The organism is Bifidobacterium sp. M0353, assembly GCF_016100645.1.
GTDB classification, from domain to species: domain Bacteria; phylum Actinomycetota; class Actinomycetes; order Actinomycetales; family Bifidobacteriaceae; genus Bombiscardovia; species Bombiscardovia choladohabitans.
The window spans coordinates 583,235-596,803 of the sequence record NZ_JACFSB010000001.1 but is presented as its reverse complement, the minus strand read 5'-3'; the positions used below and the strand labels follow the sequence as shown (position 1 = coordinate 596,803).

Annotated in this window: 12 protein-coding genes, 4 tRNA genes and 1 pseudogene; 13 read left to right on the top strand and 4 right to left on the bottom strand. The window is 63.9% G+C overall.

From position 1 onward, the window contains the following. Positions 1-675 (top strand): annotated as a pseudogene (locus tag H3V04_RS02360) (chromosome condensation regulator RCC1); the annotation flags it as partial. Between the two features lie 750 nt (positions 676-1,425). Beyond that, a complete protein-coding gene (locus H3V04_RS02355; protein ID WP_198187076.1) occupies positions 1,426-2,079 on the top strand; it encodes a transcriptional regulator in 654 nt (217 codons plus the stop codon). A gap of 571 nt (positions 2,080-2,650) precedes the next feature. Here H3V04_RS02355 and H3V04_RS02350 read toward each other — a convergent pair. The 4 genes from H3V04_RS02350 to H3V04_RS02335 all read right to left on the bottom strand — a co-directional run bounded on the left by H3V04_RS02350 (position 2,651) and on the right by H3V04_RS02335 (position 3,020). Further along, positions 2,651-2,723: transfer RNA gene (locus H3V04_RS02350), tRNA-Val, on the bottom strand. Positions 2,724-2,754: 31 nt separating this feature from the next. Beyond that, positions 2,755-2,826, bottom strand: a tRNA-Val gene (locus H3V04_RS02345). 23 nt (positions 2,827-2,849) lie between these two features. Then, a tRNA-Cys gene (locus H3V04_RS02340) sits at positions 2,850-2,920 on the bottom strand. 27 nt (positions 2,921-2,947) lie between these two features. Then, a tRNA-Gly gene (locus H3V04_RS02335) sits at positions 2,948-3,020 on the bottom strand. Positions 3,021-3,182: 162 nt separating this feature from the next. On the opposite strand from H3V04_RS02335, the gene H3V04_RS02330 reads away from it, so the two are divergent. The 11 genes from H3V04_RS02330 to H3V04_RS02280 all read left to right on the top strand — a co-directional run bounded on the left by H3V04_RS02330 (position 3,183) and on the right by H3V04_RS02280 (position 13,553). Then, positions 3,183-4,013 carry a PAC2 family protein gene (locus H3V04_RS02330; RefSeq protein WP_015021823.1) on the top strand — a complete coding sequence of 277 codons (831 nt, stop codon included), beginning with the start codon at positions 3,183-3,185 and terminating at the stop codon, positions 4,011-4,013. 76 nt (positions 4,014-4,089) lie between these two features. Beyond that, positions 4,090-6,135 carry a threonine--tRNA ligase gene (thrS, locus tag H3V04_RS02325; protein WP_198177789.1) on the top strand — a complete coding sequence of 682 codons (2,046 nt, stop codon included), beginning with the start codon at positions 4,090-4,092 and terminating at the stop codon, positions 6,133-6,135. A 3-nt stretch (positions 6,136-6,138) separates the two neighbouring features. Then, positions 6,139-6,813, top strand: a complete 675-nt coding sequence (gene pgsA, locus H3V04_RS02320) for a phosphatidylinositol phosphate synthase (protein WP_198187075.1) — start codon at positions 6,139-6,141, stop codon at positions 6,811-6,813. Positions 6,814-6,817: 4 nt separating this feature from the next. Continuing rightward, positions 6,818-7,828, top strand: coding sequence for a phosphatidylinositol mannoside acyltransferase (locus H3V04_RS02315; RefSeq protein ID WP_198187074.1), 1,011 nt, complete (start codon positions 6,818-6,820; stop codon positions 7,826-7,828). After that, entirely contained in the window at positions 7,803-9,089 is a 1,287-nt protein-coding gene (locus H3V04_RS02310) for a glycosyltransferase family 4 protein (protein WP_198187073.1), read from the top strand. Before H3V04_RS02315 ends, H3V04_RS02310 begins: the two co-directional genes overlap by 26 nt. A gap of 61 nt (positions 9,090-9,150) precedes the next feature. After that, positions 9,151-9,906: a YebC/PmpR family DNA-binding transcriptional regulator gene (locus H3V04_RS02305; RefSeq protein WP_045935369.1), complete on the top strand. Its 756-nt coding sequence runs from the start codon at positions 9,151-9,153 to the stop codon at positions 9,904-9,906. Between the two features lie 4 nt (positions 9,907-9,910). Then, the gene (ruvC, locus tag H3V04_RS02300) at positions 9,911-10,492 is read left to right on the top strand and encodes a crossover junction endodeoxyribonuclease RuvC (RefSeq protein WP_154313483.1); all 582 of its coding nucleotides are present in this window, start codon (positions 9,911-9,913) and stop codon (positions 10,490-10,492) included. A gap of 43 nt (positions 10,493-10,535) precedes the next feature. Further along, positions 10,536-11,147, top strand: a complete 612-nt coding sequence (gene ruvA, locus H3V04_RS02295) for a Holliday junction branch migration protein RuvA (protein WP_198187072.1) — start codon at positions 10,536-10,538, stop codon at positions 11,145-11,147. Between the two features lie 3 nt (positions 11,148-11,150). Beyond that, positions 11,151-12,227 carry a Holliday junction branch migration DNA helicase RuvB gene (ruvB, locus tag H3V04_RS02290; RefSeq protein ID WP_229281692.1) on the top strand — a complete coding sequence of 359 codons (1,077 nt, stop codon included), beginning with the start codon at positions 11,151-11,153 and terminating at the stop codon, positions 12,225-12,227. A gap of 66 nt (positions 12,228-12,293) precedes the next feature. Further along, entirely contained in the window at positions 12,294-12,860 is a 567-nt protein-coding gene (locus H3V04_RS02285; RefSeq protein ID WP_198187071.1) for a preprotein translocase subunit YajC, read from the top strand. 108 nt (positions 12,861-12,968) lie between these two features. Then, positions 12,969-13,553: an adenine phosphoribosyltransferase gene (locus tag H3V04_RS02280; protein ID WP_198177795.1), complete on the top strand. Its 585-nt coding sequence runs from the start codon at positions 12,969-12,971 to the stop codon at positions 13,551-13,553. Positions 13,554-13,569 lie beyond the last annotated feature (16 nt).

Here is a 13,569-nt window from a genome sequence, read left to right as displayed (position 1 = left end):
TACCCGGACCTGCCAGCGGACTTCACCTACCTGCAGGTCAGCGCCGGAGGCTCTCATTCCCTGGCCCTGGGCAGCGACGGCAACGCTTGGGCATGGGGATGCAACGGGTCTGGTGACCTCGGCAACAACAGCAGCGGCAGCTCGTCTGTTCCTGTGCGCGTGCGCGACCCCGCCAGCCCCACAGACACGAGCAAAGGGCTCAAAGCCGCACAGGTCAGCGCCGGATACCATGATTCCCTGGCCGTGGGCAGCGACGGCAACGCCTATGCCTGGGGAAACAACAGCGATGGCCAGCTCGGCGACGGCACTGGAAACAACAAGTCGGCTCCTGTGCCGGTGTCGTTCAACCTGGCTCTGGTGATCACCGGCGTCAGGTTCGACCAGACCGCTGTATCCAGTCTGACGCGCGGCGATGGCAGCAGCGTGACCGTGACCACGCCCGCGCACCAGCCGGGCACGGTCACCGTCAGCGTGGACTACACGCTGGGCGGCGCACCCCAAACGCCCGACACTTCTCTCCGATACACGTACCTGCCAGCAGGCGTGCTCCCCAAGGCAGGCGGGGAGGGCATCCTGCTCGCCCTGGCCACCGGCATGACCGGCATGGGCGGGGTCCTCGCCTCACGCCGCCACAGAAAAGAACAACATAGTCTGTCACATGCTTCGCACGAGTAAGAGCGGCCGGGCGGCGTATCAATCCCCCCGCCCCCGGCCCATCAAGGGGGAGCAGGGAGGAACGTGCCAATCAAGGCTCAAACCCCGAGAGAGCCGACACTTCCTCCCGCGCCCCCACCACACTTCCGCAGGCAGAAGCCGAGGGCAGGCATGCACGCCCCCGACCCCGCCCGGGAGAGGAGGAAACACAGCCAGGCCGGCCAGAAGGCTCAACAGCCCCCAGCCAGCCCGGCCGCTGTTCATCCATTCAGACATGTGTCGTATCAACTTGTTTAATTTCTTTGACAAAGTGGCCTTTAGAACCAGCCGATCCCAAAATACGTGACCAGACTCACATTGTTCATGCACTTTGTCCTAGGCGCGCTACAGGCACTTATCCTCAGCTTCTGAATCACTCGGTTCCCCATGATTACCATGTTTCCGCTCTCATCCCGTCCTGCAGGATAGGTGGGAAGCGGCTCCGCCACGACGCTGCGTCCGTTACGACTGGCCGGGTTTGCGAAAAGCAAGATTCAGCCGCTTTCGTGCGCTACCATGAAAACTCCTTCGGTACTTCGGCTCTCCTGCGGCCTCGATAGGCCGTATGCAAGGGACAGAAGTGCGCAAAAGAAGGTCTAATATACGGGAGTAGAGGAGGCCGATTGGCTGGTATGGAGGTGATGGACCATATCACGCCATCCAATGCCTTTCGCTTCCCGCAGCACCAACCGGTGGCTACAAGCCGCCCTGTTAGGATGTTGAGGATCAGCCATGCATTTCACAGTAGACAACCTTGAAGAGGTATTTCCCCTGGCAGAATTCATAGCCGATTCCTTCGGTCCCATGGCCGAGATTGTGGTGCATGACATCACCCACCCGGAGAATTCCATCGTCTTCATCCGCAACGGCCAGCTCTCCGGACGCTCCCTGGGCGACGGGATTACCGACCAGACGCTCCAGCTGGCCATACGGGCCGACCAGGACGGGGCCGACTTCGTCTCCGACTACCGTGGGCGCCGCCTGAACAAGCATGAGTTCCGCGTCTCCTCCTACCTGATCCGCAACCAGGAGCAGACCGTCATTGGCCTGCTCTGCATCAGCATCAACATCACCGAGCTGCAGCAGGCGGCGCATGTGCTGCAGACCCTGTCCTCGATCGATTCCAACGATGTGCAGATCTCCACCGAGACCTCGCGCAGCCACATGAGTGAGGAGCCTGCCGAGAACATCCGCAGGATCACCAGGGATGAGGTCCGCCAGTTCAACATCCCCATGGACAAGCTGACCAAGCAGGACAGGCTGGACATCATCCGCAACATCAAGGACCGGGGCATCTTCCTCATCAAGGGCGCGGTGGGCATCGTCGCTCCCGAGCTCAAGATTTCGATCCCCACCCTCTACCGGTACCTGCAGGCCCTCAAATAGGGCCTAAAAAGTAAAACCCCCGGCGGCAGGAGAGGGGGGTATATTTCTGTGCCGCCGGAGGAGCTTTACAGCACGGCCGCCGCCACTGGCGACAACCGGAACGTGGCCACACAGACAGACCACGCAAGTATTTCATAGATAAAACAGGGAGCCCACAGTTTCCTCAAGCTGTGATGCAGTGCAGAATCAGCCAGGCTAGTTACGTGCCCTCATTGGCCTAGGCCTTTCTTCATACTATCACCTCTTCAAGGATGCATCAGGTACTCCCGTTTCTGGCAGGTCCCCCGACCTGTTGCTAAGAGCAAATTATCACAAGGTCCCGGACATGCTCAACACTCCGTTCGCTATCCGCCATGACAACCGGCATTGCAGGCGCCAGACAGTGCGCGATTCAGCGGATACGACCACTACGAATGAGCCTGAACAGTAAACCTCAGCTGAATTGGTAACAATAATTTATTACCTGGTTTCCGCTAGGGGAATCAGGGATAATTCAGCAGGTTGGTTGGCTGCCAATGGCAGACTGAGAATTGTCTCTGAATGAAAAATAGGGGAGAGGGGAAAATCCAGGTGGGCGATGCAGGAATCGAACCTGCGACCCCTTCGGTGTGAACGAAGTGCGCTAGCCGCTGCGCCAATCGCCCGGATTGGGAAAGACCACCGAAGTGATCCTCGTGGGCGATACTGGATTCGAACCAGTGACCCCTTCCGTGTCAGGGAAGTGCGCTACCTCTGCGCCAACCGCCCGGGTCATTCTCGTTTCGAGAGAGAGGTGGGTACGAGAGTCGAACTCGTCTATACGGCTTTGCAGGCCGCTGCCTAACCGCTTGGCTAACCCACCGTATTGGTTAAACTGCTCGAAACCTCGAGCGGGCAACGGGACTCGGACCCGCGGTCTCGACCTTGGCAAGGTCGCGCTTTACCAACTAAGCTATGCCCGCACATTCAACCTTCACCGTGGTGGTGACTGCCGAAGCACGTTGCACTACTGTAGCGTAGACCTCCGCACTTGGCAAAAAGCGCGTGTCGCCGCGTTATAAAGCCACCCTCCGCTGATGGCAAAGCCGCGCAATACAAGGCTTCCTACCGGTAGGGTGAGAGGTATGAGTGAAGAAGCCAGGCAGCACTGCACCATGGTGGCCGCCTTCGATGGTTGGAACGATGCGTGCTCAGCCTCGACCAACGTCATCCGCCACCTGTTGAACGTCTACGAGTCCCACGAGATCGGCAGCATTCCGGGCGACGGGTTCTACGACTACCAGATGTCACGGCCCATGCTCTGCCATGTGCAGGGTCGGCGGCGGATCATCTGGCCCTCTGCCAAGATCTACCGGGTGCAGATTGATGACACCCACACCCTCCTGCTGGAGATGGGCCCGGAGCCCAACTACCACTGGAGCGACTTCTGCCGGCGCAGCATCCACTGGGCCGAAGACGACGAGGCGGAGGCCATCATCACCCTGGGCGCCATGTTCGCCGACTGCCCCCACACCAGGCCCCTGCCCATCGACGACCTGGCCGGCGACCAGCCCAAGACTGACACCGACGGCCACTCCGGCCCCATAGGCATCCCCACCGTCCTGGATGCCCTCGCCACCCAGGACGGCTACAGCACCGAGTCCATCTGGGTCTCCGTGCCCCAGTACCTGGGCAGCGACGAGTGCGCCCAGGGCACCCTGCAGCTGCTGCAAAGGCTCTCGGCCATGCTTGGCGTCCACCTGGACGAGGGGGAGCTGCCCCGCAAGGCCGCCGAGTGGAAGGCCCAGGCCGGCATGCTGCTGCGCTGCAACGACGACCTGGCCAACTACGTCCACCGTCTGGAGATGGATGTCGACCAGGCCCAGGTGGACGAGCCGGCCGCCGAAGAGCTGGTCCGGGAAGCCGAGGATTACCTGCGCTCCATGGGCAACAAAGGCCCCTCCTTGTCTGAGTGACGACCTAGGCTGTGGCTCGATAACCATGTCCAGCCTGCACCCTGTAACGCGGGCTCCGATAGCAAGGACGGCATTCATGACACAGTCGAGCATCTCCATCATCGTCAAGGGCGAACGGAAGGAGGTGGCGGCGGATCAGACTGGCGTCCAGCTTTTTGCTGACGACAAGGACATCATCGCCGTCGACCTCAACGGGCAGCCACGTGACCTCTACACACCCCTGCACGAGGGCGACAAGGTCGAGCCCATCACCTTGGAGAGCGACCAGGGACTGGCCATCATGCGGCACTCGGCCACCCACGTCATGGCCCAGGCCGTCCAGGAGATCCGTCCGGACGCCAAGCTGGGCATCGGCCCGGTCATCAAGGACGGCTTCTACTACGACTTCGACGTGGACAAGCCCTTCACCCCCGACGACCTCAAGCAGATCGAACAGCGGATGAAGCGGATCATCAAGTCCTCCCAGAGCTTCCGCCGGCGCGTGGTCACCGAGGAGGAGGCCCGCAAGGAGGAGGCCGACCAGCCCTACAAGCTGGAGCTGATCGGGGCCAAGGAGGCCGAGATCAACAGCGAGGAGGCCACCGAGGTGGCCACCGGCGGCGAGCTGACCATGTACGACAATCTGGACCGCGAGGGCAACACGGTCTGGAAGGACCTCTGCCGGGGCCCCCACCTGCCCAACACCCGCTACATCCGCTCCTTCAAGCTCATGCGCACGGCCGCCGCCTATTGGCGCGGGGACGAGAAGAACCCCATGCTCCAGCGCATCTACGGCACCGCCTGGGCCAACAAGGACGACATGAAGGCCTACACCGCCCGTCTGGAGGAGGCCGCCCGCCGTGACCACCGCAAGCTGGGCGCCGAGATGGACCTCTTCTCCTTCCCGGATGAGATCGGGCCCGGCCTGCCCGTCTTCCACCCCAAGGGCGCGGCTGTCATCAACGCCATGGAGGACTACTCCCGTGAAATGCACCGGCGCAACGGCTACTCCTTCGTGCAGACCCCGCACATTACCAAGGGCCACCTCTACGAGATCTCGGGCCACCTGCAGTGGTACAAGGACGGCATGTACCCGCCCATGCACCTGGACGAAGAGAAGGACGCCAACGGCAAGGTCACCCGTCAGGGCTTCGACTACTACCTGAAGCCCATGAACTGCCCCATGCACAACCTGATCTTCAAGTCCCGCCAGCGCTCCTACAAGGAGCTGCCCCTGCGGCTGTTCGAGTTCGGCACCGTCTATCGCTACGAGAAGTCCGGCGAGGTCCACGGCCTGACCCGCGTGCGCGGCCTGACCCAGGACGACTCCCACATCTACTGCACCCGGGACCAGATGAAGGGGGAGCTGACCAACCTGCTCCAGTTCGTGCTCAAGGTCTTGAAGGACTTCGGCCTCAACGACTTCTACCTGGAGCTGTCCACCAAGGATCCCAACAAGTTCGTCGGTTCCGACGAGGTCTGGGAGGAGGCCACCAACACCCTGGCCGAGGTGGCCAAGGACTCCGGGCTGGAACTGGTTGACGACCCCGAGGGCGCCGCCTTCTACGGGCCCAAGATATCCGTGCAGGCCCGGGACGCCATCGGACGCACCTGGCAGGTCTCCACCATTCAGCTGGACTTCAACCTGCCCGAGCGCTTCCAGCTGGAGTACATCGCCGCCGACGGCTCCCACCAGCGGCCGGTCATGATCCACCGGGCCCTCTTCGGCTCCATCGAGCGCTTCTTCGCCATCCTGCTGGAGCACTACGCCGGCGCCTTCCCGGCCTGGCTGGCCCCGGTCCAGGTGCAGGCCGTGCCCGTGGCCGACGAGTTCGCCCCCCACCTGGAGCACCTGCTGGACCAGCTGCGCGATGACATGGTCCGCTGCGAGATCGACCGCTCCGACGACCGCTTCGGCAAGAAGATCCGCAACGCGGCCAAGTCCAAGGCCCCCTTCATCCTGATCGCCGGCGAGGAGGACGTCTCCAAGAACGCGGTCTCCTTCCGCTTCCGCGACGGCAGCCAGCTCAACGGGGTGCCCGTGGAGCAGGCCCGCGCCTGGATCAACGAGGCCATCAAGGTCCGCGCCCAGATCAACTCGGCAGACGACTTCCGAGCGAACACCTCCTGCAGTCAGGACTGACCGATGTTCGAGCATCTACGACGCCCCTGGAAGCGCATCATCGCCCCCATCGCCCGCGGTCTGGTTCGTCTGGGCGTGAGCGCCAACGGTGTCACCATCAGCGGAGCCGTAGGCACCACCCTGGTCGCCATCGCGACCGGGTTCACCGGCTGGCTCCTGCCCGGGGCCATCGTCCTGGCCATTCTGGTGGCCTTCGACTCCCTGGATGGGTCCGTGGCCGCGCTGACCGGCGGTGGCACCCAATTCGGAGGTTTCCTGGACTCCACCCTTGACCGGATAGCCGACTGGGCCGTCCTGACCGGGGTCATCATCTACCTGCGCCGCCACGAGCTGGCCTGGGTGGCCGACGGCAGCCACCAGGGTCCCGACATCTGGGCACAGGTGGGCATGGCTGCAGCCCTCTTCGCCATCATGACCTCCTTCGTCACCTCCTACGCCCGGGCCCGGGCCGAGGCCGAGGGCTTCGAGGCCAAGAACGGCATCGCCACCAGATCGGACCGGCTGGTCATCATCCTGGTGGGCATGGCCCTGACGGGAGCCGGGCTGCCCCTGGCAGTGCTCAGCTGCTTCCTGGTCCTGCTGGCCCTGCTGGGCATCGTCACCGTCTGGCAGCGGATCAGCCACGTCGCCAAGGACATGAGCCGCAACCCGCAGCCCGCCAACCCCAACCACGAGTGAGCCTATGCCGGACCGACTGCTCATCTTTCTGGCGCAGCATGCGCGTCTGGTGCCCGAGGGGCTGCTGCGCGGCCTCTTCCTGGCGGCGGCCGACCTCTGCTGGCTGTTTCGGATAGGCGGCGTCAGACAGCTGGAGCGCAACCTGGCCCATGTCATGCCAGAGGCCGACCGTCGCAGCCTGCGGCGCACCTCTCGCCAGGGCATGCGCTCCTACTTCGTCTACTTCGTCGAGGCCCTGACCGTGGGAGCCCGCACCAAGGAGCAGCTGCTGGCACGCATACACGGCGGAGGCAGCGCCTACCCGGATCCGGCCAAGAGCGACATCGGCCTGCGATCCCTGCCCATCGGCATGGGCCACCAGGGCAATTGGGACTACGCGGGCTTCTGGGCCTGCTCCACGGTCGGCCAGGTCACCACGGTGGCCGAGCGGCTGCGGGACCAAGGCATGCTCAACACCTTTGCGGACATCCGTCGCCGCCTGGGCATGAACATCCTGCTGACCGGCGAGCCGGACATCACCGGCCGTCTGACGACCCTGCTGCGGAAGCCTGACCAGGTGGTGCCCCTGCTGGCCGACCGCGACCTGAGCCGCCGAGGCGTCTTCGTCAAGGCCTTCGACTCCTGGATTCGCGTGGCCGCCGGACCTGCCGTCATTGCCTTGGATGCCCGTCTGCCCCTGTATACCGTGAACATGCACAGGGAAAGGCTGACGGGGGAGCGCCGCCGGCAGGCAAAGACCCCCTACGGCTATGTCTGCCAGGTGGACGGGCCCATCGCCATCGAGCCCTACCTGGACATGCCCCGGGAGCGGGCCATCAAGGACCTGACCCAGGCCTGGGTGGACCAGTGGGCCCAAGGCATTCGTGAGCATCCCGAGGACTGGCACATGCTCCAGCCGATTTTCCTTGAGGATCTGGATCTATCCCGGATGCACGACCTGCCGGACTTCATCCTGGCCCAGGCATCCAAGAACAAGGGAGGTGACGGGCATGAAGGCACCCGAGCAAAGGCCTGAGCGGGAGCCGGAACGGGCCGCCATCAAGGCGCCTCTGCGGGTGGGGATCATTTCGCCCTACTCCTTCGAGACCCCGGGCGGAGTCCAATTGCACATCCGCGACTTCGCCAGGCATCTTATGGACCGCGGCCACCAGGTGCAGGTTCTGGCCCCGGGCCGCCGCACCCAGGACATGCCCCTCTGGGTGCAAACCACCGGCTCCTCCTTCTCCATTCCCTACAACGGATCCGTGGCCAACCTGAGCTACTTCGGCGTGGCCGGCCACAAGACCCGGCAGTGGGTCAGGCAGGGCCATTTCGACATCCTGCACCTGCACGAGCCCGAGGTGCCCTCCCTGAGCCACAAGCCCCTGAGGCCCGGATTCATTCCCTGCCCCTATGTGGCCACCTTCCATGCGGCCTTCGATACGACCCCGCTGGCCCTGAGGCTGACCAAGCGCTACCTGCGCCGATACCTGGCCAACATCAGCCAGGCCATCTTCGTCAGCCCCTCGGCCATGCAGAACGCCAAGAATCTGCTGGAACCGGGCATACCCAGCCAGATCATCCCCAACGGCATCGAGACCGGAGCCCTGCGCAATGCCCGGCCGCGCCCGGAATGGCAGGGGAGCGAGCGGGAACCCACCATCGGATTCCTGGGAAGGATGAAGGAGGAGCGCAAGGGGTTCAAGATTCTGGCCCAGGCCGCACCTGCCATCTTGCAGCGGGTGCCCGGAGCCCGCTTCCTGTGTGCAGGTGATGGCCAGGGGGAGGCCCGGGAAATACTCGAAGCCGTCGATCCCGGACTGGCCCGGCACTTCACCTTCCTGGGACGGATCAGCGACGAGGACAAGGCCTCCTTCTACCACAGCCTTGGCCTGTATGTGGCACCGCAGACCGGGGGAGAGAGCTTTGGCATCGTGCTGGTCGAGGCCATGGCGGCGGGCTGCCCGGTGGTGGCCTCGGACCTGCCCGCCTTCCAGGATGTCTCCCAGAACGGGCGCAGCGCACGCCTGTTCGCCAACGGAGACCCCCAGGACTGCGCCCGGGTGGTCCTGGGCCTGCTGGACGACCGACCTGCCCGCCTGGACCTGGCCTCGTGCGGAATGCGCCGTGCCAGCGACTACGACTGGGAGCGGGTCACCGACCAGGTTCTGGATGTCTACGCCAGGGCCCTGGCAGCCCGGCCCGATCATCGCCGTGGCCTGCTGGGCAGACTGGTGGGCCGGAAGGCTGGTTCTCTTTACGATGAAGCCCCCACGAAAGGGCCTGAAAACCCGTAAAATTGTCGAAGAGCGGAACTAGAATTCCATTCGTTTACGCATTCGTACCGTCAGGAGACATATGTCAGGGCATTCGAAGTGGGCGACCACCAAGCACAAGAAAGCAGCCATCGACGCCAAGCGTGGCAAGCTCTTCGCCAAGCTGATCAAGAACATCGAGATTGCTGCCCGCACCGGCGGCGGTGACCCCGACGGCAACCCCACCCTCTACGACGCCATCGTCAAGGCCAAGAAGTCCTCCGTGCCCGCAGACAACATCACCAGGGCCGTCAAGCGCGGCTCGGGCGAGGAGGCCGGAGCGGCCAACTACGAGAGCATCGTCTACGAGGGCTACGCTCCCGCAGGCGTGGGCATCATCATCGAATGCCTGACCGACAACCGCAACCGCGCGGCCGCCGAGGTCCGTTCCACTCTGACCAAGGGCGGCGGCTCCCTGGCCCAGAACGGCTCGGTCAGCTTCAACTTCGAGCGCAAGGGCCAGATCATCGTCCCCTCGGAGGGCCTGGACTACGATACGGTCTTCGAGAAGGCCGCCGAGGCCGGTGCCGAGGACGTGCAGGACAACGGCGAGAGCTACACCGTGCTGACTGCCCCCGGCGACATGGTCAACGTCCGCAAGGCCCTGCAGGACGCGGGCATGGACTACGACTCCGCCGATCTGGTCCTCAACCCCAAGAGCGAGGTCACCCTGGACCTGGACTCCGCCCGCAAGGTCTCTAAGCTGATCGACAACCTGGACGACCTGGACGACGTGCAGGAGATCTACAGCAATTGGACCGCCCCCGACGAGGTCATGGCCCAGTTGGACGACGAGTGACCCTATGATCGTTCTCGGCGTCGACCCGGGGCTCACCCGATGCGGCGTTGGCGTCATTGAAGCCGGTGCATCGCGCCGGCTTTCCTTTGTTCATGTGGACGTCGTGCGCTCAGACCCCGAACAGAGCCAGGACCTGCGGCTGCTGACCATCTACCAGGGGCTGACGGCCGCCCTGGACCGTTTCAGCCCCGACGTGGTGTCCATCGAGCGGGTCTTTGCCCAGTCCAATCACAACACCGTGCTGGGAACCGCTCAGGCGGCCGGGCTGGCCATGCTGGGGGCGGCACAACGAGGCATTCCGGTGGCTCTGCACACGCCCACCGAGGCCAAGATGGCCGTGACCGGCAACGGCCAGGCCGACAAGATCCAGGTGCAGCGGATGGTGGCACGCATTCTCGGTCTCAACCAGCTGCCCAAGCCTGCCGATGCCGCCGACGCTCTTGCCCAGGCCATCTGCCACGCCCTGAGGCCGGCCGGGGCCATCCAGGGCGGGGAGCGCGAGGAGCATCTGACCCAGGCCCAACGTCAGTGGGCCCAGGCCTCTGCCAGGTACGGCAGGCACCGGGGAGTCCAGCGAGACATGTAAGCTGATTCGAACAGACGTTCGAATTCCATCGAGGGGTGATCAAGTGCTGGCAATGCTGACCGGGCGGGTGGCCGCCATCGAAACAGGCTCTGCCATCATCGATGTTTCGGGAGTGGGTTTCGAGGTGCGCATGCCCCAGTCGGACCTGGCCTCCATGCGGGCCGAGTCCACGGTAACCGTCTACACCGCCCTTTCCCTGACCCAGGACGCGCTGACCCTCTATGGATTCCTCAGCCGCACCTCCAAATCGCTCTTTGCCCAATTACAGAAGGTCAGCGGCATCGGGCCCCGCGTGGCCTTGTCCATCCTCGCCACCCTGAACTCGGACCAGCTGGCCCAGGCCGTGGCCGACGGCGATGCTGCGGCCCTGTCCCGGGCGCCTGGCCTTGGCAAGAAGGGCGCTCAGAAGATCATCCTCGAACTCTCCGGCAAGCTGGATCTGGATGCCGGCACAGGCAAGCAGGGACCCGCCCAGACCGATGATGGCGCCCATCAGGTGGTGGAGGGGCTGATCTCCCTGGGTTGGATGCAACGTGATGCCGAGCAGGCCGTGGAGCAGACCTGCAGCGAGGGCGGCTACTCCCTGCCCCTTCAGTCGGCCGACATTCCCAAGGTCCTCAAGCAGGCCCTGACCCGGCTGGACAGGGGGCGCTGACCCATGGCTGACAAGCAGATGTCCACGGGGTACATCGACTCCCAGAATGGCGATGCCCAGGAGGAATCCCTGCGGATGGTCTCGGCCCGACCCATCGAAGGCGAGCCGGTCAGCGACGAGGAGCTGCGTCCGGAAACCCTGGACGGGTTCATCGGCCAGCCCCGGCTCAAGGCCCAGCTGGGACTCTTCCTGAAGGCCGCCAAAAAGCGTGACGTGGCCCCGGATCACATCCTGCTGGCAGGCCCTCCAGGCCTGGGCAAGACCACCCTGGCCATGATCGTCGCCCACGAGCTGGAGGTGCCCATCCGCGTCACCTCGGGCCCGGCAGTCCAGCACGCCGGCGACCTGGCCTCCATCCTGAGCTCCCTGGAAGCCGGCGAGGTGCTCTTCATCGACGAGATCCACCGCCTGCCCAGGGCCGCCGAGGAGCTCCTCTACATCGCCATGGAGGATTTCCGCGTGGATGTCATGGTGGGCAAGGGCCCTGGCGCATCCTCCATTCCGCTGACCCTGCCCAGGTTCACGGTCATCGGCGCCACCACCCGTGAGGGCATGCTGCCCTCGCCCCTGCGGGCCCGCTTCGGCTTCACCGCCCACCTGGACTTCTACCCGGAGGAGGAGCTGGAGAAGCTGGTCGAGCGGTCGGCCAGGGTCCTGGGCATCGTTCTGCAGGATGATGCCGCCCATCAGCTGGCCCTGCGCTCCCGTGGCACGCCCAGGATCGCCAACCGCCTCCTGCGCCGGGTGCGCGACTGGGCCATAGTCCACGATCTTGACCAGGTCGGCCCTGACGATGTCAAGCAGGCCCTGGCCCTCTACCAGATCGACTCCGAGGGGCTGGACCGTCTGGATCTGGCCGTCCTCAAGGCCATCGTCAACAGTTTCGACGGCGGACCCGTGGGCCTGAACAACCTGGCCGCCATGGTGGGCGAGGAGGCCGAGACGGTGGAGACGGTCTGTGAGCCCTACCTGGTGCGTGAGGGCTTCCTGGTACGCACCCCAAAGGGGCGTGTGGCGACCTCCAAGGCCTGGGAGCACCTGGGCCGCAAACCGCCCGAGGATGTCATGAAGCTGTTCTAGACTGGGGTCTTCGCAGCAATGCATAGCGCCGTTTGATACCCGTCGAAACAAGGAGTGGAAACAACCATGGGATCCATGATTTTCATGATCGTCATCATCGCCCTGATGATCGCCATGATGTGGGGAAGCTCCCGCAAGAGCAAACAGCAGCAGGCCGCCGTCCAGGACTTCCGCCAGTCCCTGCAGCCCGGTGACGAGGTAGCCACCACCACCGGCCTTCTGGGCAAGGTCGTCTCCGTTGACCTGGAGAAGGAGCAGGTGGTCATCGACTCCGAGGGTTCGCAGTCACGCTGGCGCATCCAGGCCATTACCCAGCCGCCCATCGTCCCGGCCTACATCCACGATGACGAGGTCGACGAAAACGGCAACCCCCTGCCCGAGCAGGCCGAGGATGCGGATGCGCCCGCCGAGGTCACCGACGCAGAAGACACCACCGCCGATGATGCTGCCACAGAGAACTCTGCCGCATCCGAGGACAAGGATGAGGCCGAATCCAGGTCGGATTCCGAACCAGAGCCAGAAGACGAATCAGACAAGGCCGAGACTGAGGATGAGGAAAAGTCCGATGAGGCTGACGAATCGGAGGCGTCCGAGGATTCCAAGACTTCGGATTCAACTTCCGACAAGTCCTGAACATCATACGCGCGCCACACCTTCCGTCAGGCTGACTCCGAACGGAAACGCGGCGCGCGTATGATGGCCCCGGCAACCACTTCCAAGGAGCAAAACAGAAAGAAGATCATGGCTCAATCGGACGATATCAAGGTTGGAGAACTTAAGCAGGTGGGCGATGATGACGCCGCTTATCTGATCTCATTGATCCGTACCATTCCGGACTTTCCCAAGAAGGGGATCCTTTTCAGGGACTTCATCCCTGCCATGTCGGATCCCAGGGGATTAGCCATCATCCTCGACGCCATGAAGCGTACCCTGCCCGTCAAGCCAGAGGACTTCGACCTGGTAGCCGGGCTTGAGGCACGCGGCTTTCTGATCGGCCCCCAGCTGGCCTGCGACCTTGGCAAGGGCTTCCTGCCGATGCGCAAGGCCGGCAAGCTCCCTGAGCCCACCTACAGCCAGGAATACGCCCTCGAGTACGGCAACGCCCGAATCGAAATCGAGCAGGGCTCCCTGAGCCGCGGCCAGCGAGTCCTGATTGTCGACGATCTGATCGCCACCGGCGGTTCCGCACAGGCTGCTGCACATCTGGTGGAGCAGGCTGGAGGCCGGGTTGCTGGTTTCAGCTTCGTCATGGAACTCAACGGTCTGGACGGCCGCAAGGCCCTGGGCGACTACCCGGTCACCTGCCTGATGAACATGCCCGCCTGAGCTCGATTGGGGGACC

Coding starts and splice junctions, on each gene's coding strand:
- H3V04_RS02355 (WP_198187076.1), top strand. CDS start 1,426: ATGCATTTCACAGTAGACAACCTTGAAGAGGTATTTCCCCTGGCAGAA.
- H3V04_RS02330 (WP_015021823.1), top strand. CDS start 3,183: ATGAGTGAAGAAGCCAGGCAGCACTGCACCATGGTGGCCGCCTTCGAT.
- thrS (WP_198177789.1), top strand. CDS start 4,090: ATGACACAGTCGAGCATCTCCATCATCGTCAAGGGCGAACGGAAGGAG.
- pgsA (WP_198187075.1), top strand. CDS start 6,139: ATGTTCGAGCATCTACGACGCCCCTGGAAGCGCATCATCGCCCCCATC.
- H3V04_RS02315 (WP_198187074.1), top strand. CDS start 6,818: ATGCCGGACCGACTGCTCATCTTTCTGGCGCAGCATGCGCGTCTGGTG.
- H3V04_RS02310 (WP_198187073.1), top strand. CDS start 7,803: ATGAAGGCACCCGAGCAAAGGCCTGAGCGGGAGCCGGAACGGGCCGCC.
- H3V04_RS02305 (WP_045935369.1), top strand. CDS start 9,151: ATGTCAGGGCATTCGAAGTGGGCGACCACCAAGCACAAGAAAGCAGCC.
- ruvC (WP_154313483.1), top strand. CDS start 9,911: ATGATCGTTCTCGGCGTCGACCCGGGGCTCACCCGATGCGGCGTTGGC.
- ruvB (WP_229281692.1), top strand. CDS start 11,151: ATGGCTGACAAGCAGATGTCCACGGGGTACATCGACTCCCAGAATGGC.
- H3V04_RS02285 (WP_198187071.1), top strand. CDS start 12,294: ATGGGATCCATGATTTTCATGATCGTCATCATCGCCCTGATGATCGCC.
- H3V04_RS02280 (WP_198177795.1), top strand. CDS start 12,969: ATGGCTCAATCGGACGATATCAAGGTTGGAGAACTTAAGCAGGTGGGC.